General features: G+C 72.3%; 19 protein-coding genes. 8 read left to right on the top strand and 11 right to left on the bottom strand.

Going from position 1 to position 19,442, the window contains the following annotated elements:
* Positions 1–1,281: aminopeptidase P family protein (locus DQW85_RS19235; protein ID WP_162795117.1), on the top strand; the 1,281-nt coding region annotated here is incomplete at its 5' end.
* Positions 1,282–1,394: 113 nt separating this feature from the next.
* Positions 1,395–2,972, top strand: a complete 1,578-nt coding sequence (locus tag DQW85_RS19230) for an alpha/beta hydrolase (protein ID WP_205315232.1) — start codon at positions 1,395–1,397, stop codon at positions 2,970–2,972.
* Between the two features lie 169 nt (positions 2,973–3,141).
* On the opposite strand, the gene DQW85_RS19225 is transcribed toward DQW85_RS19230, so the two are convergent.
* Positions 3,142–4,542 carry an FAD-binding oxidoreductase gene (locus DQW85_RS19225; RefSeq protein WP_113701683.1) on the bottom strand — a complete coding sequence of 467 codons (1,401 nt, stop codon included), beginning with the start codon at positions 4,540–4,542 and terminating at the stop codon, positions 3,142–3,144.
* A gap of 172 nt (positions 4,543–4,714) precedes the next feature.
* Positions 4,715–5,044: a hypothetical protein gene (locus tag DQW85_RS19220; RefSeq protein ID WP_240197280.1), complete on the bottom strand. Its 330-nt coding sequence runs from the start codon at positions 5,042–5,044 to the stop codon at positions 4,715–4,717.
* Between the two features lie 160 nt (positions 5,045–5,204).
* Between DQW85_RS19220 and DQW85_RS45935 the strand changes: the two genes are divergently transcribed.
* From DQW85_RS45935 to DQW85_RS46920, 6 genes are all read left to right on the top strand, one after another.
* Positions 5,205–5,381: a hypothetical protein gene (locus DQW85_RS45935; RefSeq protein ID WP_205315231.1), complete on the top strand. Its 177-nt coding sequence runs from the start codon at positions 5,205–5,207 to the stop codon at positions 5,379–5,381.
* A 41-nt stretch (positions 5,382–5,422) separates the two neighbouring features.
* Complete coding sequence (locus DQW85_RS19215; RefSeq protein WP_205315230.1) at positions 5,423–5,881, top strand: MarR family winged helix-turn-helix transcriptional regulator; 459 nt, start codon at positions 5,423–5,425, stop codon at positions 5,879–5,881.
* Positions 5,882–5,940: 59 nt separating this feature from the next.
* A complete protein-coding gene (locus tag DQW85_RS19210) occupies positions 5,941–6,588 on the top strand; it encodes an LppX_LprAFG lipoprotein (RefSeq protein ID WP_113701681.1) in 648 nt (215 codons plus the stop codon).
* Between the two features lie 56 nt (positions 6,589–6,644).
* Positions 6,645–8,285, top strand: a complete 1,641-nt coding sequence (locus tag DQW85_RS19205) for an MFS transporter (protein ID WP_113701680.1) — start codon at positions 6,645–6,647, stop codon at positions 8,283–8,285.
* 159 nt (positions 8,286–8,444) lie between these two features.
* Positions 8,445–9,470 carry an nSTAND1 domain-containing NTPase gene (locus DQW85_RS19200; protein WP_113701679.1) on the top strand — a complete coding sequence of 342 codons (1,026 nt, stop codon included), beginning with the start codon at positions 8,445–8,447 and terminating at the stop codon, positions 9,468–9,470.
* A gap of 255 nt (positions 9,471–9,725) precedes the next feature.
* Positions 9,726–10,025 carry a zinc ribbon domain-containing protein gene (locus DQW85_RS46920; RefSeq protein WP_420819166.1) on the top strand — a complete coding sequence of 100 codons (300 nt, stop codon included), beginning with the start codon at positions 9,726–9,728 and terminating at the stop codon, positions 10,023–10,025.
* 48 nt (positions 10,026–10,073) lie between these two features.
* On the opposite strand, the gene der is transcribed toward DQW85_RS46920, so the two are convergent.
* The 9 genes from der to DQW85_RS19150 form a co-directional block, all read right to left on the bottom strand.
* A complete protein-coding gene (der, locus tag DQW85_RS19190) occupies positions 10,074–11,477 on the bottom strand; it encodes a ribosome biogenesis GTPase Der (RefSeq protein WP_113701678.1) in 1,404 nt (467 codons plus the stop codon).
* Between the two features lie 30 nt (positions 11,478–11,507).
* Positions 11,508–12,179, bottom strand: coding sequence for a (d)CMP kinase (gene cmk / locus DQW85_RS19185; protein ID WP_113701677.1), 672 nt, complete (start codon positions 12,177–12,179; stop codon positions 11,508–11,510).
* A gap of 261 nt (positions 12,180–12,440) precedes the next feature.
* Positions 12,441–13,616 carry a prephenate dehydrogenase gene (locus tag DQW85_RS19180; RefSeq protein ID WP_113701676.1) on the bottom strand — a complete coding sequence of 392 codons (1,176 nt, stop codon included), beginning with the start codon at positions 13,614–13,616 and terminating at the stop codon, positions 12,441–12,443.
* A gap of 91 nt (positions 13,617–13,707) precedes the next feature.
* Entirely contained in the window at positions 13,708–14,067 is a 360-nt protein-coding gene (gene aroH / locus DQW85_RS19175) for a chorismate mutase (protein ID WP_113701675.1), read from the bottom strand.
* Between the two features lie 87 nt (positions 14,068–14,154).
* Entirely contained in the window at positions 14,155–15,969 is a 1,815-nt protein-coding gene (locus DQW85_RS45930) for a pseudouridine synthase (RefSeq protein ID WP_240197279.1), read from the bottom strand.
* A complete protein-coding gene (scpB, locus tag DQW85_RS19165; protein ID WP_113701685.1) occupies positions 15,966–16,559 on the bottom strand; it encodes an SMC-Scp complex subunit ScpB in 594 nt (197 codons plus the stop codon). Before scpB ends, DQW85_RS45930 begins: the two co-directional genes overlap by 4 nt.
* Positions 16,560–16,863: 304 nt before the next feature.
* On the bottom strand, positions 16,864–17,685 hold the full coding sequence (locus tag DQW85_RS19160) for a segregation and condensation protein A (protein WP_113701674.1): 822 nt from the start codon (positions 17,683–17,685) through the stop codon (positions 16,864–16,866).
* Positions 17,682–18,623 (bottom strand): ParA family protein, encoded by a 942-nt coding sequence (locus DQW85_RS19155; RefSeq protein ID WP_113701673.1) that lies wholly within the window; start codon positions 18,621–18,623, stop codon positions 17,682–17,684. Before DQW85_RS19155 ends, DQW85_RS19160 begins: the two co-directional genes overlap by 4 nt.
* A gap of 117 nt (positions 18,624–18,740) precedes the next feature.
* The coding region (locus DQW85_RS19150) for a tyrosine recombinase (RefSeq protein WP_113701672.1) at positions 18,741–19,442 on the bottom strand (702 nt) is incomplete at its 5' end.

Here is a 19,442-nt window from a genome sequence, read left to right as displayed (position 1 = left end):
GTCGCGCCGTGGGCGGCCAAGCGCCGCGCCGCGCTGGCGGCGCGCTTCCCGGGCGAGCGGCTCGTCGTCCCGGCGGGCACGCTCAAGGTGCGCAGCAACGACTGGGACTACCCCTTCCGGCCGCACAGCGCCCACTCCTACTTGACAGGGGCGGGCGAGCCCGACGACGTGCTGGTCGTCGAGCCGTCCGGCGAGGCGAGGCTGTACCTCAGGCCGCGCTCCCCGCGCCAGGAGGGCGAGGAGTTCTACCGCGACCGCCGCTACGGCGAGTTCTGGGTGGGCCGCAGGCCCGACCTGGCCGAGGCGGCCGAGCTGTACCAGGTGGAGTGCGCGCACATCCGCGACCTCGACGTGAAGGGCCCGGCCCGGGTGCTGCGCGGCGTGGACGCGAAGGTGGACGCCATGGTCGCCGCGGGTGAGGGCGACGCGGAGCTGGAGTGCTTCCTGTCGGAGACGCGGCTGGTGAAGGACGAGTGGGAGATCGGCGAGCTGCAGTCGGCGGTCGACTCGACGGTGCGAGGCTTCGAGGACGTGGTGCGCGCCCTGCCCGCGGCGCTCGGGCACCCGCGCGGCGAGCGCCACCTGGAGGGCGTGTTCGGGCTGCGCTCGCGGCTGGAGGGCAACACCGTCGGCTACGACAGCATCGTGGCCTCCGGCGCCCACGCGTGCGTGCTCCACTGGATCCGCAACGACGGCGGGCTGCGCCCGGGAGACCTGCTGCTGCTGGACGCGGGCGTCGAGACCGACACGCTCTACACGGCGGACGTCACGCGGACGATGCCGCTGTCCGGCCGGTTCGGACCGGTGCAGCGGCAGGTGTACGAGCTGGTGTACGAGGCGCAGACCGCCGCGATCGCGACGCTCAGGCCGGGCGCCCGCTTCCGCGACTTCCACCTGGCGGCGATGCGGGTGATCTGCGAGGGCCTGCACGAGTGGGGCCTGCTGAAGGACTCCCCCGACGCGCTCATGGAGACGGGCCTCTACCGCCGCTACACGCTGTGCAGCAGCGGCCACATGCTCGGACTCGACGTGCACGACTGCGCCCGCTCCCGTGCCGAGGCCTACCTCGACGGGGTGCTGGAGGAGGGCCAGGTGCTGACCGTCGAACCCGGCCTCTACCTCCAACCGGACGATCTCACGCTGCCGGAGGAGTTCCGGGGGCTGGGCGTGCGCATCGAGGACGACCTGGTGATCACGAAGGACGGGGCCCGCATGATGTCCTCCGCGCTCCCGCGCCACCCGGACGAGGTGGAGAGCTGGATGGCGGGCCTGCTCAGCTGATCTCCGGGCGGCCCGGTCGTGGGACCTGGGTATGACACGATTTTCATACTGGAGTCTGATGACGTTGTCGGGGAATCTGGTCGATGATCAAGTACCCGACGATTGGACTCGATGTGCGCAGACACGTCCTGATTCCCACCCTGCTGCTCTCCTTAGCCGTCCCTCTGCTGCCCGTGGCTCCGGCCGCGGCGAGCCCGGCGGACCCCGAGGGCGCCGCCCGTCCCCCGGCCATCTCCTGGGCGCCCTGCGAGGAGGACAAGACCGCCGAGTGCGGCAAGCTCACCGTGCCCGTCGACTGGAGCAAGCCCGGCGGGGAGACGTTCGAGCTGGCGCTGGCCCGGCGCAAGGCGACCGACCCCGCCGCCCGGATCGGCTCCCTGGTGATCAACCCCGGCGGGCCGGGCGGCTCCGGGGTGGGCGCCGTCCTGGGGGACTGGATCGGCTTCACGCCGGAGATCACCCGGCGCTTCGACGTCGTCGGGTTCGACCCGCGCGGCGTGGGGCTCAGCCACCCCATCCTGTGCTCGCTCGAACTGGCCAACCGGCCTCTCCCCGACGCGCTGTCGCTCAAGAGCCAGGCCGAGTTCGACGCGATCCTCGCCCACAACGCCGAGTACCGGAAGGACTGCAGAGCGCGTACTGGCCCGCTGTTCGACCACGTCGACACGGGCAGCGTCGTGCGCGACCTCGACGCCCTGCGCGCCGCGCTCGGCGACGACAAGCTCACCTACTACGGCGTCTCGTACGGCACCCTCATCGGGCAGCTGTACGCCGAGCGCTACCCGCAACGTGTCCGGGCCCTGACGCTCGACAGCAACATGGACCACAGCCTCGGTACGAAGGGGTTCCTGGACACCGAGTCGTGGACGGCGCAGGACTCCTTCAACGAGTTCGTGGCCTGGTGCGACCGCACCCCCTCGTGCGCGCTGCACGGCAAGGACGTCCGGGCCGTGTGGAGGGGCCTGCTGCCGCGGGCCGAACGCGGTGAGCTGACCTGGCCGGGGGAGCCCGACGTCAAGCTGTCCAGGCTGGACCTCATCTCGGAGGCGTTCGGCGCGTCCTACGGCCCCACGTACCAGTACCTGGCCGAGTCCCTGCTGGCGCTGGAAAGCGGCTCGGGGACGGCACGGCGCCTCGTCGCGCCACCGGCCGACGACCCACAGCCGGTGTTGAGGGACGCGACCCAGGTCTTCTGCCAGGACTACCTGCTGCCCGTCCGTGACTACCGCGAGTACGCCGGACTGCTGCGCAGGTCGGCCGCCATCGCGCCGGACATGCTGGTCAGCCCGCTGGCGCACTCGATGACACTGGCCTGCCTCGGACAGCCGGCCCCGATCCCCAACCCGCAGCACCGGCTCCGCGTGGACGGCACGCCGCCCCTGCTGCTCGTCAACGCCCTGCACGACCCGGCCACCGGCTACCCGTGGGCGGTCAACGCCGCCCGGCAGATCGGCCACGAGGCCACGCTGCTCACCTACGAGGGCTGGGGGCACGGCATCTACGGCCGGGGCGACTGCCCGACCCGGGCGATCGACGGCTACCTGATCTCGCTCGCCACACCGGCTCAGGGCACCAGGTGCCCGGCCGTGCCACCGGACGAGACCGCGGCCCAGAGCGCCCAGGTCCGCCCGATGCCTGGTCCGATTCCGGGCCTGCCCGGATACACGTACAACCTCCCCGCCCGCGGCTGACGTCACAGTCCACGACCGGGTGAGCACGACCGCGCCGTCCGGCTCTCCGTCCGGCTTTCCGTCCGGCTCTCCGTCCGGCTTCCGTGGGGCTTCCGTGCGGCGCGGTCAGGCCGGGGCGTCCAGGCGACGCCCCGACCTTCCGGCATCCGGCCCCACGACCGGGGAGCCGTCACCCTCCGGGCGTGATGTTGGCGTTGAGGTGGAACGTGTTGTCCGGGTCGTAGACGGCCTTGACGGCGGCCAGCCGCGCGTGCTTCTCCCGCCCGTAGGAGGCCCGCACCCGGTCCTCGTCCGGCTCGGTGATGAAGTTGACGTACGTGCCGGTGCCGTCGGCGTACGGGAGGAGCGCCTCCCAGGCGGCGTGGGCCCAGTCGCGGTCGGCGGACAGGCCGTCCGGTGAGGGGGCCATCGCGACGATGGACACCGTGTAGTGCGGCGCGCGGCTGCCCCCGAAGGCCGTCTCCTCCTCGCCGACCGCCGAGAACGCGCCGCCGAGATGGAACGCCGGCATGAACGACAGGGGCGACCGCTTGCGGCCCGCGTGCTCGCAGAGCGTGGCGATGGCGCCTGGGGTGAGCCGGGGCAGGTCCACCGCCCTCTCGTCGGCCAGGACGCCCCACGGCGCGCTCTCGTCCAGGAACGACTGGAGCCGTGTGTACGGCATCGCCGCGCCGAACTCGAACAGCGGCGCCAGGGCCGCCCTGATCGGCGACACCACCGCCTCGTGCTGCTCGGGTGAGGCGAACCCCGCCACGACGATCGCGTGACCGGGCCGCAGGCGGTGTTCCTCGGGCACGTACGGCGCGGGCGGCGCGCTCATGCCGAACGCCGCCAGCACGCCGACGTGCCGGGGCAGGTCGCGCACGGCCTCGTCGATCACCTGGACGGCCTCGGCCCCGCGCTCCGCCTCCCAGAACAGCAGCGAGACGTGCACGGCGGGCCCCACGGGGTGCAGCCGGTAGGCGAAGGAGGTGACGACGCCGAAGTTGCCGCCGCCGCCCCGGATGGCCCAGAACAGCTCGGGATGGTCGCGGGCCGAGGCGTGCACGTACTCGCCGCTGGCCAGGACCAGGTCGGCCGACTCCAGGTTGTCGGCGGTCAGCCCGTGCCGGCGGGTCAGCCACCCGAGCCCGCCGCCCAGAGTGTGCCCGCCGATGCCGGTGTGGCTGACCGTCGCGCCCGGCGTGGCCAGCCCGTACGCCTGGGTGGCCGCGTCGACGTCCGCCCAGGTGGCGCCGCCGCCGCAGACCGCCCTGCGGGCGCGCGGGTACACCTCGACGTGGCGGAGCGGGCCGAGGTCGAGCATGAGCCCGCCGGACGTCACGGCGGCGCCGCCGACGCCGTGACCGCCGCCGCGCACCGAGATCTCCAGGCCCTCCTCCCGGGCGAATCTGACGGCCGCCGAGACGTCGCCTGGCCCGCCGCAGCGTACGATCACGGCGGGACGGTGGTCGACGGCGCCGTTCCAGACCGACCGCATGGCGTCGTAGTCGATGTCGTCTTTCGTGACCACGCGCCCGGCGCACCTCTCGCGCAGCGACTCCAGCTCGCGTTTGAGCAGGTCAGCCATGTCCGCACCCCCAGGGTGCTCCTATGGGCAAATATTCACTCATGGTAGTTTTCGCCGGATTTCGCGGGAGTCGGCGGGCGGTGAAATCCTGGTCACGTCGCGGCACGCCCCGACGCCAGGCGCGTACCGGCCCCGGCCTGGCGTGTGACCGGGGCCGGATGACACCGGCACGTCAGTCGGCGCAGATGGCGAAGACGCTGATGCCGACGTCCCTGTAGGCGTTCTGGCGGCCGATGCCGATCCAGCCGCGCCCGTCATCGGTGGGGAACGAGCCGACCAGGATCGCGTCGTTGCCCGGGGCCTCGGCGCCACCGCCCAGGACCCTCTTCCACCCGGGGCAGTAGAGCGTGCGCCGCTGGAAGTTGGGCACGTTGGCGTTGGGCAGGGTGACAAGCTGGTAACCCTGGGGCAGGGCCGTCTGGCGCGCCGCGGACGCCGGTGCGGCCTGCGCGGGAGCGGGGACGGACGTGGCGTCGGCCGCGGCGGCGTCCGTCGGACGCATCGTTCTCCTTCTGCCGTTCCCCGGATCACCCCCGCCCGCGGGCAGCACAGGACCGCCGTGGCAGGTCGCGTCCGAGATTCCGGCGCACCGCCGCCAGGGCGTGGCCGGTGTCACAGAGGCGCCAGCCGTTGGAGTCCCGATTCCCGGATAATCTAGACGCATGTTCTATCGCAAGCCCATCGAGGAGCGGATCGCCGACCGCGTGGCGGCGCGCAAGCCGCTCGAGGAGGGCAGGACCTTCGAGCACGGGCCGGCGAAGTTCGTGTTCGTCTCGCTGATCGTCGCCGTCGTGGTCATGCACGTCGTGGGCGTGGCGATCGTGATGGCGTTCAGCTAGCGGAACCGTAGGCTCACGGAACGTGCGCTAGATTGGAGATCATGAGCGCGCCTCGCTGGCTATCCCCCGCGGAGCAGCGTGCCTGGCGAACCCACCTGGCCCTGCACAAACTCCTCATGCACCGGCTCGACCGCGAGCTCCAGGAGCACTCACTGTCGGTGAACGACTACGAGATCCTGGTCAACCTCTCCGAGAGCCCCGGCCGCCGGATGCGCATGAGCGACCTGGCCGACGCGACCATCCAGTCGCGCAGCCGCCTGTCGCACCAGATCTCCCGCATGGAGGCCAAGGGTCTGGTCACCCGGCAAGACTGCCGCGACGACCGGCGGGGCACGTTCGCGGTGCTGACGGAGGAGGGCTGGGAGACCATCCAGCGGGTGGCGCCCGATCACGTGGCGAGCGTGCGCGAGCACTTCATCGACCGGCTGACCGACGACCAGCTCCACACGATCGAGGCCGCCTACCAGCCCGTCGTCGACCACCTGAAGAAGTTGCGCTGACACCCAACCGATACCAGCCGCCGTTCACGGCGGTTCCGGCCGCTCGCTACGATCCGCTCATGTTAAGAAAGCTCCTGGCACTGCTCGTTGTCGCGGTGATCTCGGCCTGCTCGTCGGGCGGCGGCTCCGAGCTGCCCGCCGGCCCCGACCTCATGAAGAAGGCTTCGCAGGCCATGAAGTCGGTCAAGTCGGCCGCCTTCTCCATCTCCACCGACGGCAAGCCGAAGGTGCCGGTGAAGAAGGCCGACGGCAGGCTCACCGCCGCGGGCGACGCCGACGGCACGATCACGCTCGACGTGCTCGGCAGCCTTCAGGAGATCACCTTCTCGCTGATCGGCGACACGGTCCACTTCAAGGGCCCCACCGGCGGCTTCCAGAAGCTCACCCGAAAGGACCTGGCCCAGTTCTACGACCCGTCGGTGATCCTCGACCCGGCCAAGGGCATCTCCCAGCTCCTCGCCGGGGCCGGCGACCCGCGGGTCGAAGCCGCGGAGGGTGACGTCTACCGGGTCGCGACCTCGTTCTCCGGCCAGACACTCGGCAGGCTGGTGCCCGGCGTCACGGAGGGCGTCAACGGCAAGGTCTGGATCGACAAGGCGTCGAGCAGGCTCACCAAGATCGAGCTGCCGCTGCAGGGCGGCACCGTGACGGTGTCGTTCGCCGACTACGACGCGCCGGTCACGATCACGCCGCCGCCCTCCTCGTGATGAGGCCCGTGAAATGAAGGCCGGGAAAATGAAGGCCGGGAAATGAGGAGCGGGAAATGAGGGCCGCGCGCCGGGTCGCGCTCGGCGTCGGCGGCGCGGTGGTGCTGCTGGCCGCGCTGGACGCCTACGTGGTCGTGACCGTCCTGATCGACATCGCCGAGGACGTGGGCATCCCGATCAACCGCCTGGAACGGGCGACACCCGTCGTCACCGGGTTCCTGCTGGGGTACATCGCCGCGATGCCGCTGCTCGGCCAGCTGTCCGACCGGTACGGCAGGCGCCCGCTCATCCACGCCTGCCTGGCCGCGTTCGCGCTGGGCTCGGTGCTGACCGCGCTGGCGGCCGGCGAGGTCATGGTGGTGGCCGGGCGCACGATCCAGGGCGTCGCCGGCGGCGCCCTGCTGCCCATCACGATGGCGCTCATCGGCGACCTGTGGGACGAGCGGGAACGGCCGGTGGCCCTGGGGGCGGTCGGCGCGGCGCAGGAGCTGGGCAGCGCCCTCGGGCCGCTGTACGGGGGACTGCTGGCCCTCATGCCCGCCACCGCCTTCCTGGGGGTGGAGCTGGGCGGCTGGCATGCCATCTTCTGGCTCAACGTCCCCCTCGCCGCCCTGGCCGCCGTCGCCGTCCACTTCACCGTCCCTCCGCCTCGCCGCACCCCCACCTCCGCGCCCGCCACGGCGACCGCACCCGCACCCGCACCCGGGGAGCACGCGGTGCCCGGCACGGGCCCGGGCCACTCGATCGAGATGGCCGCGGTCGCGGAGCGCCCACCCGAGGGCGGTGGGCCGGACGGCACTGCCGCCGGGGCGGGCGGGCGGATCGACGGGGTGGGAGGCGGGCTGCTGGCGCTCGCCCTGAGCCTCCTGGTGGCCGGCCTGTACAATCCCGACCCGGCCGCGGCCGTTCTCCCGCCCTGGGGCCTGCCCCTGATCGGCGCGGGAGTGCTCGCCGGGGCCGCGTTCGTCTGGTGGGAGGTCCGCTCCCCCGTACGCCTGCTCGACCTGTCCGCCACCCGCAAGGGCCCCCTGCTGGCCACCCTCGCGGTGAGTTTCCTGACCGGGGCCGCGCTGCTGGTCACCATGGTCTTCGTCCAGTTCGCCGCGCAGACGCTGCTGGAGATTGAGGCGCTGGAGGCGTCCCTGGTGCTGGGCAGGTTCCTGATCGCGCTCCCGGTGGGCGCGGTGCTGGGCGGGCTGCTGGCCCGCAGGCTGGGCGACCGGGCCGTCTCCGTCACGGGCCTGCTGATCGCCGCCGTGGGCTACGTGCTGATGAGCCGCTGGCCACTCGACCTGGCCGGGGCGCGGCTCATGGTGGACGTGACGCTGCTGGTCGCCGGGTTCGGGCTGGGGCTGGTCATCGCGCCCGTCTCGGCGGCGGTGCTGCGGGTGACGCCGGCCGTCCAGCACGGCGTGGCCTCGGCCGCTGTGGTGGTGGCGAGGATGATGGGCATGCTGATCGGCATCGCGGCCGTGTCGGCGTGGGGGTTCTACCGCTTCCAGTCGCTGACCGCCCATCTCGACACGCCTCTGCCGTTCGGGGTGGATCCGGCGGTCCACGCGAGGGAGCTGGCCGCGTACCTGGCCAAGGTGGACGCGGCGCTGCACGTCGAGTACACGGAGATGTTCCTGGTCACGGCGGTCCTGTGCGCGATCGGGGCGGCCACCGCGCTGCTCATGCCCAAGCGCCCGGCCTAGCTCACCGCCCTGATGCCCGGCGATGCCCCGTCCGCTGGTTCGGCGGGCAGGCGCGCGCGGCACGTTCTACCGTTATCGCGGGCGAACGGAGCGTAAGGGGTGGCGCGTGGATCCGATCATGCCCGGCGTAACGACTGCCCGCCGCAGGGGGACCGCGTGATGGATCCGGACGAGCCGCCCCTGGAGACCTCCGCGCCCAGCTCCGGCGACGGGGGTGTCCACCTGGAGGCCCACGCCTCGGGCCAGGCCCTCGTCAACCAAGCGGGACGGGATCAGCACTTCCACTATGGCGGCGGGCAGCTCGGGCCACGGCGTGCCGCGCCTGGCTCCGTGGTGGGCGAATGCCCCTATCCAGCGCTGGCTGCATTCGGGCGTGAGCATGCGCGGTGGTTCTTCGGCCGGGACGCGTTGATCGCCGAGCTGGTCGCCCGCCTCGATGAGCGCCTGCTCACGGGTGGAATCCAGATGGTCGTGGCGTCGTCGGGTGCGGGAAAGTCCTCGCTGCTGCGCGCCGGCCTGCTGGCCAGACTGGAGCAGGGTGCCCTGCCGGGCTCGAACCGGTGGCCCGCGCTGGTGTTCACCCCCACCTCCGACCCAGTGCGAGCCCTGGCCGAACAGATCTGTTCACTCACAGGCGCCGATGCCGGACGGGTGGCTGATCGGATCGCGGCCGACCCGGAGCGGTGCGAGGAGCCGCTTCGCGAGGCGTTGCGCAGCCACATCGGCGGTGAGGATCCCGGGGCGCGGGTCGTGGTGGTGGCGGACCAGCTTGAGGAACTGTTCTCCCTGTGCTCCGACGACGGGCGGCGCCGTGTGTTCGTCGAGTCACTCACCCGGATGGCGGATCCGCGCAACCTCTCTCGGTCACCGCCCGTCGCGCTGGTCGTGGCGGGACTGCGGGCGGACTTCTACGCGGCCTGGGCCGGCCACGCGCTCCATCCCACGCGGGATGTGGGGCTGGACATCGAGCCAGGACTGGTCGAGCTGCTGCTGCGCGATCTGGGGGTCACGGCCGGCGCCGCCGGGGACGAGGCGACCGGTTACGAGGCCGGCCGGCTCACCCACCAGGATCTGGAAGAGGCCACGGCCGCGTGGGAGCGCGCAGGCCGCGACTCCGCCCTGCTGTACCGGGGGAGCCGCCTGACGATCGCGCACGCCTGGGCCACGACGCGGCCGATGACCTGAGCCCCGGCGCACACGCGTTCCTCGCCGCCTGCACTCGGCAGCACCGCCGTACCGCCCGGCTGCGCAGCGGCATCGTCGCCGTGCTGACCGTGCTGGCGGTGCTCGCGGCCGCTGCCGCCGTGGTCGCCGTCCAGCGGCAACGCCAGGCCGTTGCGGCTGCAACTCGAAGCCGTACGACAACGCGACCTGGCCGTCTACAACCGCGTCCTGGCCGAAGCCGACCGGGTTCAGGGCACCGATGTGACCCTGTCGGCCATGCTCCCCTCCTCCAAGCTCTGTTCGGCCTGCGGGGCGCTGGCCGAACAGATGCCGCTGGCCGTACGGGAGTGGGCCTGCCCGTGTGGGGCCACCCATGACCGGGATGTCAACGCCGCAATCAACATCCGGGCCGAGGGACGCCGGATCGTCGCCGCTGGACGGAAACCTGTGCCTGAGATGGGCGGGAAGCGGAGACGCAAAACGCCTGCGGAGACCGGTAAGACCCCTCCGCCCGCTCCTCGGGGCGAGCGCGGGGGCACGGTCGATGAAACAGGAAGCCACAGAAGTGCCGCGTGACACCACGCGGCACAGGCTGAATCCCCGGCGTTCACGCCGGGGAGCGCGTCAATTCTTCTGCTGGCCGCCGCCCTTCCGCTTCTCGCGGATCTTCATGGTCACCTCGATCGGTGACCCGGCGAAGCCGAACTCCTCCCGGATGCGGCGCTCGATGAACCGCCGGTAGGTCTCCTCCAGCCAGCCCGAGGTGAACAGCACGAACTTGGGCGGCTCCACCGACGCCTGCGTGGCGAAGAGGATCTTGGGCTGCTTGCCGCCCCGCACCGGCGGCGGCGTCTGCTGCACCAGCTCGGTCAGGAACGCGTTGAGCCTGGACGTCGGCACCCGCGTCGACCACGAGTCGAGCGCCTTCTCCAGAGCCGGGACCAGCCGGTCCATGTGGCGGCCGGTCTTGGCGGAGATGTTGACCCGCAGCGCCCACGGGGTGCGTACGAGCTGCCTGTCGATCTCCTTCTCCAGGTAGTAGCGGCGGTCCTCGTCGACGAGGTCCCACTTGTTGAACGCCACCACCATGGCGCGGCCCGACTCGGTCACCAGGCCGATGATCCGCAGGTCCTGCTCGGTGAGTGGCTCGCTGGCGTCGATCAGCACGATCGCCACCTCCGAGCGCTCCAGCGCGGCCCTGGTGCGCATGGCCGCGTAGAAGTCGGCCCCCTGCAGCTCGCGGTCGCGCCGCCTGATGCCCGCCGTGTCGACGAAGCGCCAGGTCCGGCCGCCCAGCTCGATCAGCTCGTCGACCGGGTCACGGGTGGTGCCCGCGATCGGGTCGACCAGCACGCGCTCCTCGCCGGCGAGCTTGTTGAGCAGCGACGACTTGCCGACGTTGGGCTTGCCGAGCAGCGCCACCCGGGCGGGCCCGCGCTCGGTGCCGAACGTCTGACGCGGCGTCTCGGGCAGCGCGTCGAGCACCTCGTCGAGCAGGTCGCCGCTGGAACGGCCGTGCAGGGCGGATACGGGACGCGGCTCGCCGAGGCCGAGCGACCAGAGCGAGGTGGCCTCCAGCTCCATCTGCTGGTTGTCGACCTTGTTGGCGGCAAGGATGACCGGCTTGCCGGCCTGGCGCAGCACCGAGCCCACGATCTCGTCGGCGTCGGTCGAGCCCACGGTCGCGTCCACGACGAACACGATCACGTCGGCCAGCTCAACGGCGACCTGGGCCTGCTCGGCGATGCGCAGGCCCATGCCGGTGGCGTCGGGGTCCCAGCCGCCGGTGTCGACGACGGTGAACCGCCGCCCGCGCCAGTTGGCCTCGTACGTGACACGGTCGCGGGTCACGCCCGGAACGTCTTCGACGACCGCCTCCCGGCGGCCGATGATGCGGTTGACCAGCGTGGACTTGCCCACGTTCGGCCGCCCGACGATGGCCACGACCGGCAGCGGCGTGCTGTCGGCGTGTTCTTCGGACACTTCGAGGTCGTCGAGCTCAGCCTCGACCCAGTCCCCCGTTGACACGATGTCTCTTCCTTAGTGAGTCCCGCACCGTCAGGTGCGCTCCTTGACCAGCCTCAGCACCTCCGCGATGACCTCGTCGAGGGTCAGCGCGGTGGTGTCGAGCTCGACGGCGCCAGCCGCCATCGAGAGTGGATCGGTCTTGCGTGTCGAGTCGGCCTCGTCACGCCTGGCCATCGCGGCCCGCTGCGCCTCCACCGTGGTGCCTGTCGGCGTGGTGCCGGACAGCTCCGCGTGGCGGCGCCGGGCGCGGGCCTCGGCACTGGCCGTCAGGTAGACCTTGAGCGTGGCGTCGGGAGCCACCACCGAGCCGATGTCGCGGCCCTCGACCACGATGTCGCCCGCGCCGATGATCTGCCGCTGCAGCGCCACCAGGCGCGTCCGCACCTCAGGCACCGCCGCGACCGCCGAGACGGCGGCGGTGACCACCGCCTCCCTGATCGGCCCGGCCACGTCGACTCCGTCGACGTGGATGGTGGGACCGTCGGGGTCGGTGCCGGAGGAGATGCCGGGCTCGGCGGCCCTGGCCGCGACCGTGGCGGCGTCGGCCGGGTCGATGCCGTGGTGGAGCACCCACCAGGTCATCGCGCGGTACATCGCCCCGGTGTCCAGGTAGCGCAGGCCGAGGGCCTTGGCGACCCCGCGCGACGCGCTCGACTTGCCCGACCCCGAGGGGCCGTCCATGGCGACGACCAGACCGGTCACAGCCTCTCCCTCTGCACGCTCTTTACCCAACCTGAAGAGGCTACCGCCTCGCGGCACCTCCCTCCGCCGCGACAAGCCCGTACGCCGCCGTTCGTCCGCACCCGCCGTCCCGGCCGGGCTTCGTACGGAGCCTCTCCCACCACGAATACTCTCCCATCAGGCGCACCACCCGCGCCCGCCGCCACGTCTCCCAATGCGGCAGGGAGACCGGTCAGGAGACCCTTGCCAGCCCCGCTCGCGCAACGCCCGGGAGACCCCCGCTCAGGGGACCTGCCAGCCCCGCTCGTGCAGCGCCCTGCTGAGCACGGCGGCGGCCTCCGGCCGCACCGACACCTCGGCGACACCCAGGGGCAGGCCGGGCGCGTGCTCCAGGCGAACGTCCTCCACGTTGACCCCGACCTCGTCGCAGACCTGGAACAGCTTGGCGAGCTGGCCGGGACGGTCGCCGATGACCACCTGGACGACCCCGTACGCCGGGGCGGGCCCGCCGTGCTTGCCGGGGATGCGGCCGTGACCGGCGACGCCGCGCTTGAGAAGGTGCGTGATGTCGTTGCCCGCCGTGCCGTCGCCGCCGGCCAGGGCGCGCAGCGCGTTCGCGGCCTCCGCCAGGTCGCGGGAGACGGCCTCGAGCACGTCGGCCACCGGGGCGGCGTTGCCGGACAGGATGCCGAGCCACAGCCCGGGGTCGCCACCCGCGATGCGCGTGACGTCCCTGACGCCCTGCCCGGCCAGGCCCAGCGCGACATCGGTCGCGTCGGCCAGGCGGGCGGCCACGGCGGAGGCGGCGACGTGGGGAGCGTGGGAGACCACGGCCACGGCCCGGTCGTGCTCGGCGGCGTCCACCTCGACGGGGTTGGCGCCGCAGAGCTCCACCAGCCGCAGAACGGCCGCCCGGGCCTCGGGCGAGCTCTCGGCCGTGGGGCACAGCGCCCAGGGCCGCCCCAGGAACAGCTCCGCCCTGGCGGCCCCAGGACCGGACCTCTCGCGCCCGGCCAGCGGGTGGGAGGCGACGTAGACGCTCAGGTCGCAGCCGAGCTGCCCGGCCTGCTGGATCGGCTCCGCCTTCACGCTGGCCACGTCGGTGTAGTAGGCGGCGGCGTCATGTCGCTGCAGGTCGAGCAGTTCGGAGGCGACGTGCGCGGGCGGCACCGCGATAACGGCCAGATCCGCCTTCTCGCCGTACGGCCCGCCGGATACCTGTCCCGCGACGGAGCTGCCGGACGTGGGGCCGGTGACCGGGCTGCCGGACGTGCGCGTTCCGGGCTTGGGGGCGGGCCGCCACTCCTCGCCCGCGCCGAGCTCCCGCGCCAGCCGTACCGCCGCCTGGTCGCGGTCGGCGAGCAGCACGCGGACGCCGCGCTGGCGCAGGGCCAGCGCCACGGAGGTGCCGATGAGACCGGTGCCGACGACCAGCACGGTGCGGAGTTCGGAGGCCATGTCGATGTCCTGATGTCCTGATTTATCTGGCTGCTCGGGTTGTTCTCGTACGATGCCCGCGGCCGGTTGACGGGCGCTTTACGGTGGCCGACTACTGGGCGATGTCCTGGCGGAGAGCGACGGCGCCCCGCAGATAGACGTGCTGGATCTCGGAACGCGGCCGGTCGGTCTCCACGTGCGCCATCAGCCGCACCACCCTGGGCAGCGCCCCCGGCACGTCGATCTCGGTGCAGCAGATCAACGGCACCTCGTGGAAGCCCAGCTTGCGGGCCGCCAGCGCCGGGAACTCGGCCGTCAGGTCGGGCGTGGCGGTGAACAGCACGCTGATCAGGTCGTCCGTGGTGAGCCGGTTGCGCTGCATCAGCTCGGAGACGAGCTCGGTCGTCCCCTCGATGATCGCGTCGCGGTCGTCGGCGTCCACCTGGATCGCCCCGCGGATGGCCCGCACCATGTGGTCCGTCCCCTCTCGTAGACCTGGAGCTCCATAAGACCTGGAGCCCGTGCGGACCTCCGCACGGGCTCCTGCGTTCTGGCCAGATTACAGCTTTACGACGGCGTAGAGCTCGCCGACCTCTTTGAGGGTCAACGCCCGGATCGTCCCAGGCTTGGTACGGCCCAGCTTGACCGGCCCGAACTCGATCCTGGCCAGGTCGATGACCCGGTGGCCGGACTCTTCGAGCATGCGCCGGACCACGTGCTTGCGGCCCTCGTGCAGCACGACCTCCACCAGCGCCTGCTGGCCGTGCTCCTGCACGACCTTGAAGTCGTCGGCCCTGGCGATGCCGTCCTCCAGCTCGACGCCCTGCTTGAGCCTGCGGCCGAGGTCGCGCGGGATCGGCCCGGGCACCTTGGCCCAGTATTTCTTCTGCACCCCGTAGCTGGGGTGGGTCAGCCGGTTGGCCAGCTCGCCGTCGTTGGTGAGCAGCAGCAGGCCCTCGGTCTCGGTGTCGAGCCTGCCCACGTGGAACAGCCTCGGCGCCAGCTCCTCCACGTAGTCGGCCAGGCACGGCCTGCCCTGCGGGTCCTCCATGGTGGACACGACGCCGATGGGCTTGTTGAGGGCGTAGTAGACCAGGTCGGGGGCGGTCGGGATGCGCTTGCCGTCGACGTGGATGACCTGGGTGGCGGGGTCGACCTTGGCCCCGAACCTCCGTACGACCTGGCCGTTCACGGTGACACGGCCGTCGCCGATCATCTCCTCGCACGCGCGGCGGCTGGCCACGCCCGCCTGGGCGAGCACCTTCTGCAGCCGCACGCCGCCGGGGACCTCGGTGGTGTCGCGCTCGTCGGTGTAGCCCTCGGGGTAGAAGTCGCGGTCGCGCTGCGGCTGGCGCGCGGTCTTGAACCGGTCCTGCGGCGCGCGCTCGTCCCGGCCGCGACCGTCGCCGTAGGCGTCGCGCCGTGACGCGCCACCCCGGGGGAACCCGCTGCCGGAAGACCTGCCGCCGGAGGGCCTGCCGCCGATCGTCCGCACATCGTCCCGGCCGCGGGTACGGCCGGAGCGGCCCGCGTCCCCGCGGGAGTCCGTCGCCCGGGACTCGTCGCGCCGGTAGTCGTCACGCCGGTAGTCGTCACGCCGGGTCTCGACGCGCCGGTGGTCGTCACGCGGGGCGCCGTCGCCGCCCCCGGCCTCGCGCCTGCCGTAGCGGGCGCGGGTCCCGGCGGTGTCCTCCCTGCGCCCGCTCCGGGAGGCACGGAACGTGGGACGGTCGCCGCCGAAGGTGGCGCGCTCCTCGCGCCGGTCGCCACCGTAGCGGTCGTCACGCCGGTCACCCCGGTAGCCGCTACGGTCGTCACGCCCGTAGCCGGCACGGTCATCGCGCCGGTAGCCGCCACGGTCGTCACGACGCCCGTCCCCGCGGTCGTCACGACGCCCGTCCCCGCGGTCGTCGCGACGGTCGTCACGGCGGTCGTCACGACGCTCATCCCTGCGATCGTTCCTGCGGTCGTCACGGCGGTCGTCGCGACGGTCGTCACGGCGGTCGTCACGGCGGTCGTCACGGGATCCGAAGCTGGAACCCTCGCGCCGCTCGGACCGGAAGCCGCCGCGGTCGTCGCGGGAGCCGGGCCTGCCGTACCGGGCGCGGGAGCCGCCCCGGTCGGCGCGGAGGGAGTCGCGGGCGGAGCCGTACTCGCTCCTGGAGTCGCGGCCGTAACCGCGCTCGCCGTCGTCGCGGCGGTATCCGCCGCGGTCGTCGTCTCGGTGGGAACCGCCTCGGAAGCCGTCGCGGCGTGAGCCGCCGCGCGTGTCGTCCGAGCGGTAGGCGGGACGCCCGCCGCCGCGGCTGCCGGAGCCGCCGGTGCGTCCACGACCGCGTCCATCACCGGACGGGGTGCTGCGCCTGTTGATCACTTTGTTGTCTCCTCGAGATTCTCCACGTCGTCGGGGAGGAAGGGGGCGAGCTCGGGGAGCTCGCTGATGTCCTTCAGTCCCAGACGTTCAAGGAAGTATGAGCTTGTCCGGTAGAGCACTGCCTGGCTCTCCGGGTCGGTGCCGGCCTCCTCGACCAGCCCCCTGGCGACGAGCGTCCGCATGACGCCGTCGCTGTTGACGCCGCGCACCGCGGCGACGCGGGCGCGGCTCACCGGCTGCCGGTAGGCCACCACCGCGAGGGTTTCGAGCGCGGCCTGGGTCAGCCGCGCCTGCTGGCCGTCGCGTACGAACCGCTCGACCAGCGGCGCGCAGTCGGCACGCGTGTAGTAGCGCCAGCCGCCCGCCACCTCTCTCAAGTCGAAACCCCGCCCGGCTCCGGTGTATTCCGCCGCGAGCGCCCTGAGCGCGGCGGCCACCTCGTGGGTGGGCCGCTCAAGCACCTGCGCCAGCGTCACTTCGGAGACCGGAACGTCCACCACCATGAGAATGGCCTCCAGCGCGGCGCTCAGGCCCGGCCCGCCGCCGCTGCCTTCACCACCGTCTTCACCGGTGACAGTGACTTCACCGATGCCTTCGCTGTCGCCCTCCCCGTCGCCGGAGGTCGCCTCCTCGGCCCAGACCGCCTGGTCGGCCTCCTCGGGCGCGGGAGCCTCGTCCGCGACCGGCGCGGGCACGTCGTCCGCAGGCAGCGCGGGCACATCGTCCGCAGGCGGCACGTCGTCCGCGGACGGCGCGAGCGGCGGCTGGGCGGCGGCCCCCTCCCCCTCACCTGCGCCGGGCGGTGGGCCGGCCAGGGAGCCGGGAAGGGTCATCCAGGCGGGCAGCGCCGCCTCAGGGGACCTCCTGGGCGGGGGCGGCGCATCGTCCGGGCGGTCAGTCATCAGCAGCCTTCTCCGCGCTCTCCTCGTAGTCGTCGCCCACCGCGACATCCCCGTCGTCGCTACCCGTCCAGGTGACGTGCAGGTCGCCCAGGGGCTCGACCTGTTCGAACGTGACCGCCGACTCCCTGAAGAGCTCCAGAACGGCCAGAAACCGGGCGATGACCTCGAAAGTGCCTTCGCAGTCGGCCACCAGGGCCCGGAAGGTGGCCCTGCGCATGCGCCGCAAGCGCTGGACAAGGATAGCGGCTTGTTCGCGGACGCTGGCCAGCGGTTGGTAGATGTGGCCGACGTTGACCGTCGGCGGCAGCTTGGGGGTGAAGGCGCGGGCGGCGATCCTGGCGAGCTGGTCGGGGCCGATGCCGAGGACGAGCTCCGGCAGGAGGTCGGCGAACCGCGGCTCCATGGACACGGCCCGGGGGAAGCGGAGCGCCTCCTCCGCCATGCGCCCCGCGAAGATCTTCGCGACCTCCTTGTACGCCCTGTACTGCAGCAGGCGGGCGAACAGCAGGTCGCGGGCCTCCAGGAGCGCGAGGTCCTCCTCGTCCTCGACCTCCCCGGACGGCAGCAGCCGGGCGGCCTTCAGGTCGAGCAGCGTGGCCGCGACCAGCAGGAAGTGGCTGGTCTGGTCGAGGTCCCACTCGGGACCGCGGGAGCGGATGTAGGAGATGAACTCGTCGGTGACCTTGGACAGGGACACCTCGGTGATGTCGAGCTTGTGCTTGGCGATCAGGCCCAGGAGCAGGTCGAACGGGCCCTCGAAGACGTCCAGGTGAACCTGGAAGCCCGTGGTCTGCTGCCGCGCCTCCGCTGTCACCTGGCCATTGTGGCAGGCGCGGGCCAGCGCGAGAGCACCTCGCGCGCCAGCTCGCGGTAAGCGTTGGCCCCAAGCGACGACGGGTCGAACGTGGTGATCGGCTCACCGGCGACCGTGGCGTCGGGGAAGCGCACCGTGCGGTTGATCACGGTGTGGAAGACCTTGTCGCCGAACGCCTCGACGACGCGGGCCAGCACCTCTCGGCCGTGCAGGGTGCGCGCGTCGTACATGGTGGCCAGCAGGCCCTCGATCTCGAGCTCGTCGTTGAGCCGCTCCTGCACCTTTGAGATGGTGTCCATGAGCAGGGCGACGCCGCGCAGCGCGAAGAACTCGCACTCCAGCGGCACCATGACGCCGTGGGCGCAGGTGAGCGCGTTGATCGTGAGCAGGCCGAGCGACGGCTGGCAGTCGATGAGGCAGACGTCGTAGTGCGGCAGCAGCGGCTTGAGCACGCGGCCGAGCACCTGCTCGCGGGCGACCTCGGTGACGAGCTGGACCTCGGCGGCCGACAGGTCGATGTTGCTCGGCAGCAGGTCGAGGCCCTCGACGCCGGTCTCCAGGAGGACGTCCTGGGCGGTGACGTTGCGCTCCATCAGCAGGTTGTAGACCGTCAGGTCGAGCTGGAGCGGGTTGATGCCGAGGCCGACGGAGAGCGCGCCCTGCGGGTCGAAGTCGACGAGCAGCACCTTCAGCCCGCATTCGACGAGCGCGGCGCCCAGGTTGATGGTGGTGGTGGTCTTGCCGACCCCGCCTTTCTGGTTGACCATCGCGACCACCCGGGCCGGGCCGTGCGTCTGCGGGGGCACGGGCTCGGGGAACACCGGGCGGGGGCGCCTGGTGGGGCCCAGATTCACGCCGGTGGAGGGCGCGTTGGTCTTCGTGTCACCCCAGGGGTTGTCGGGGGTCCCCGGGGTCGAACCGTTGGTCGTCACAGTCACCAGCTCGAACCTCCCTGACGATCCCGAACCGGACCGTCCGGACGGACACTATGGCGTCGCCACTAAAGGCGGCAAGGCGGCACGCCGGGGGCGCCGCGCGTCGCGATCGACTATAGATCACTGCCGGGCGCGGGGGTGCGCGGCGGCGTACACCTCACGGAGCCTGTCGACGGTGACCAGGGTGTAGACCTGGGTGGTCGTCACCGAGGCGTGGCCGAGCAGCTCCTGCACCACCCTAACGTCGGCGCCGCCGTCGAGGAGGTGGGTTGCGAAGGAATGGCGGAGAACGTGCGGAGATATCCCGGCGAGTCCGGCTCGTTCGGCGGCGGCCTGCAGCACCTCCCAGGCTCCCTGCCTGGTCAGACGCCCTCCCCGGGCGTTCAGGAACACCGCCGGGGTGCCCCGGCCGTGGGCGAGCAGGCCGGGCCTGGCCCTGACCAGGTAGGCGTCGAGCGCGGAGCGGGCGTAGCGGCCCAGCGGCACGACGCGGGTGCGACCGCCCTTGCCGCGCAGCCGTGCCTGGTCGTCCTCCAGGTCGTCGACCGCCAGGCCGACGGCTTCGGAGATGCGGGCGCCGGTGCCGTACAGGACCTCCAGCAGGGCGCGGTTGCGGAGGGTCAGCGGCGCGCCGTCGGGGCCGGAGGCGGCGATGAGCCGCTCGACCTCGTCGACCGCGATCGCCTTGGGGAGCCTGCGGAGCTGGCGCGGCGGCCGGACCTCGTGCGCGGGGTCGTGCGCGGTGACGCCCTCGCGCAGCGCGAAACGGTGCAGCCCCCGGACGGCGGACACCGCCCGCGCGGCCGAGCTGGCCACGAGGGC

The sequence above is a fragment of the Nonomuraea lactucae genome, from assembly GCF_003313395.1.
Lineage (GTDB): Bacteria > Actinomycetota > Actinomycetes > Streptosporangiales > Streptosporangiaceae > Nonomuraea > Nonomuraea lactucae.
Note: the sequence above shows the minus strand (reverse complement) of the source record. Positions and strands in the feature narration are given on the sequence as shown.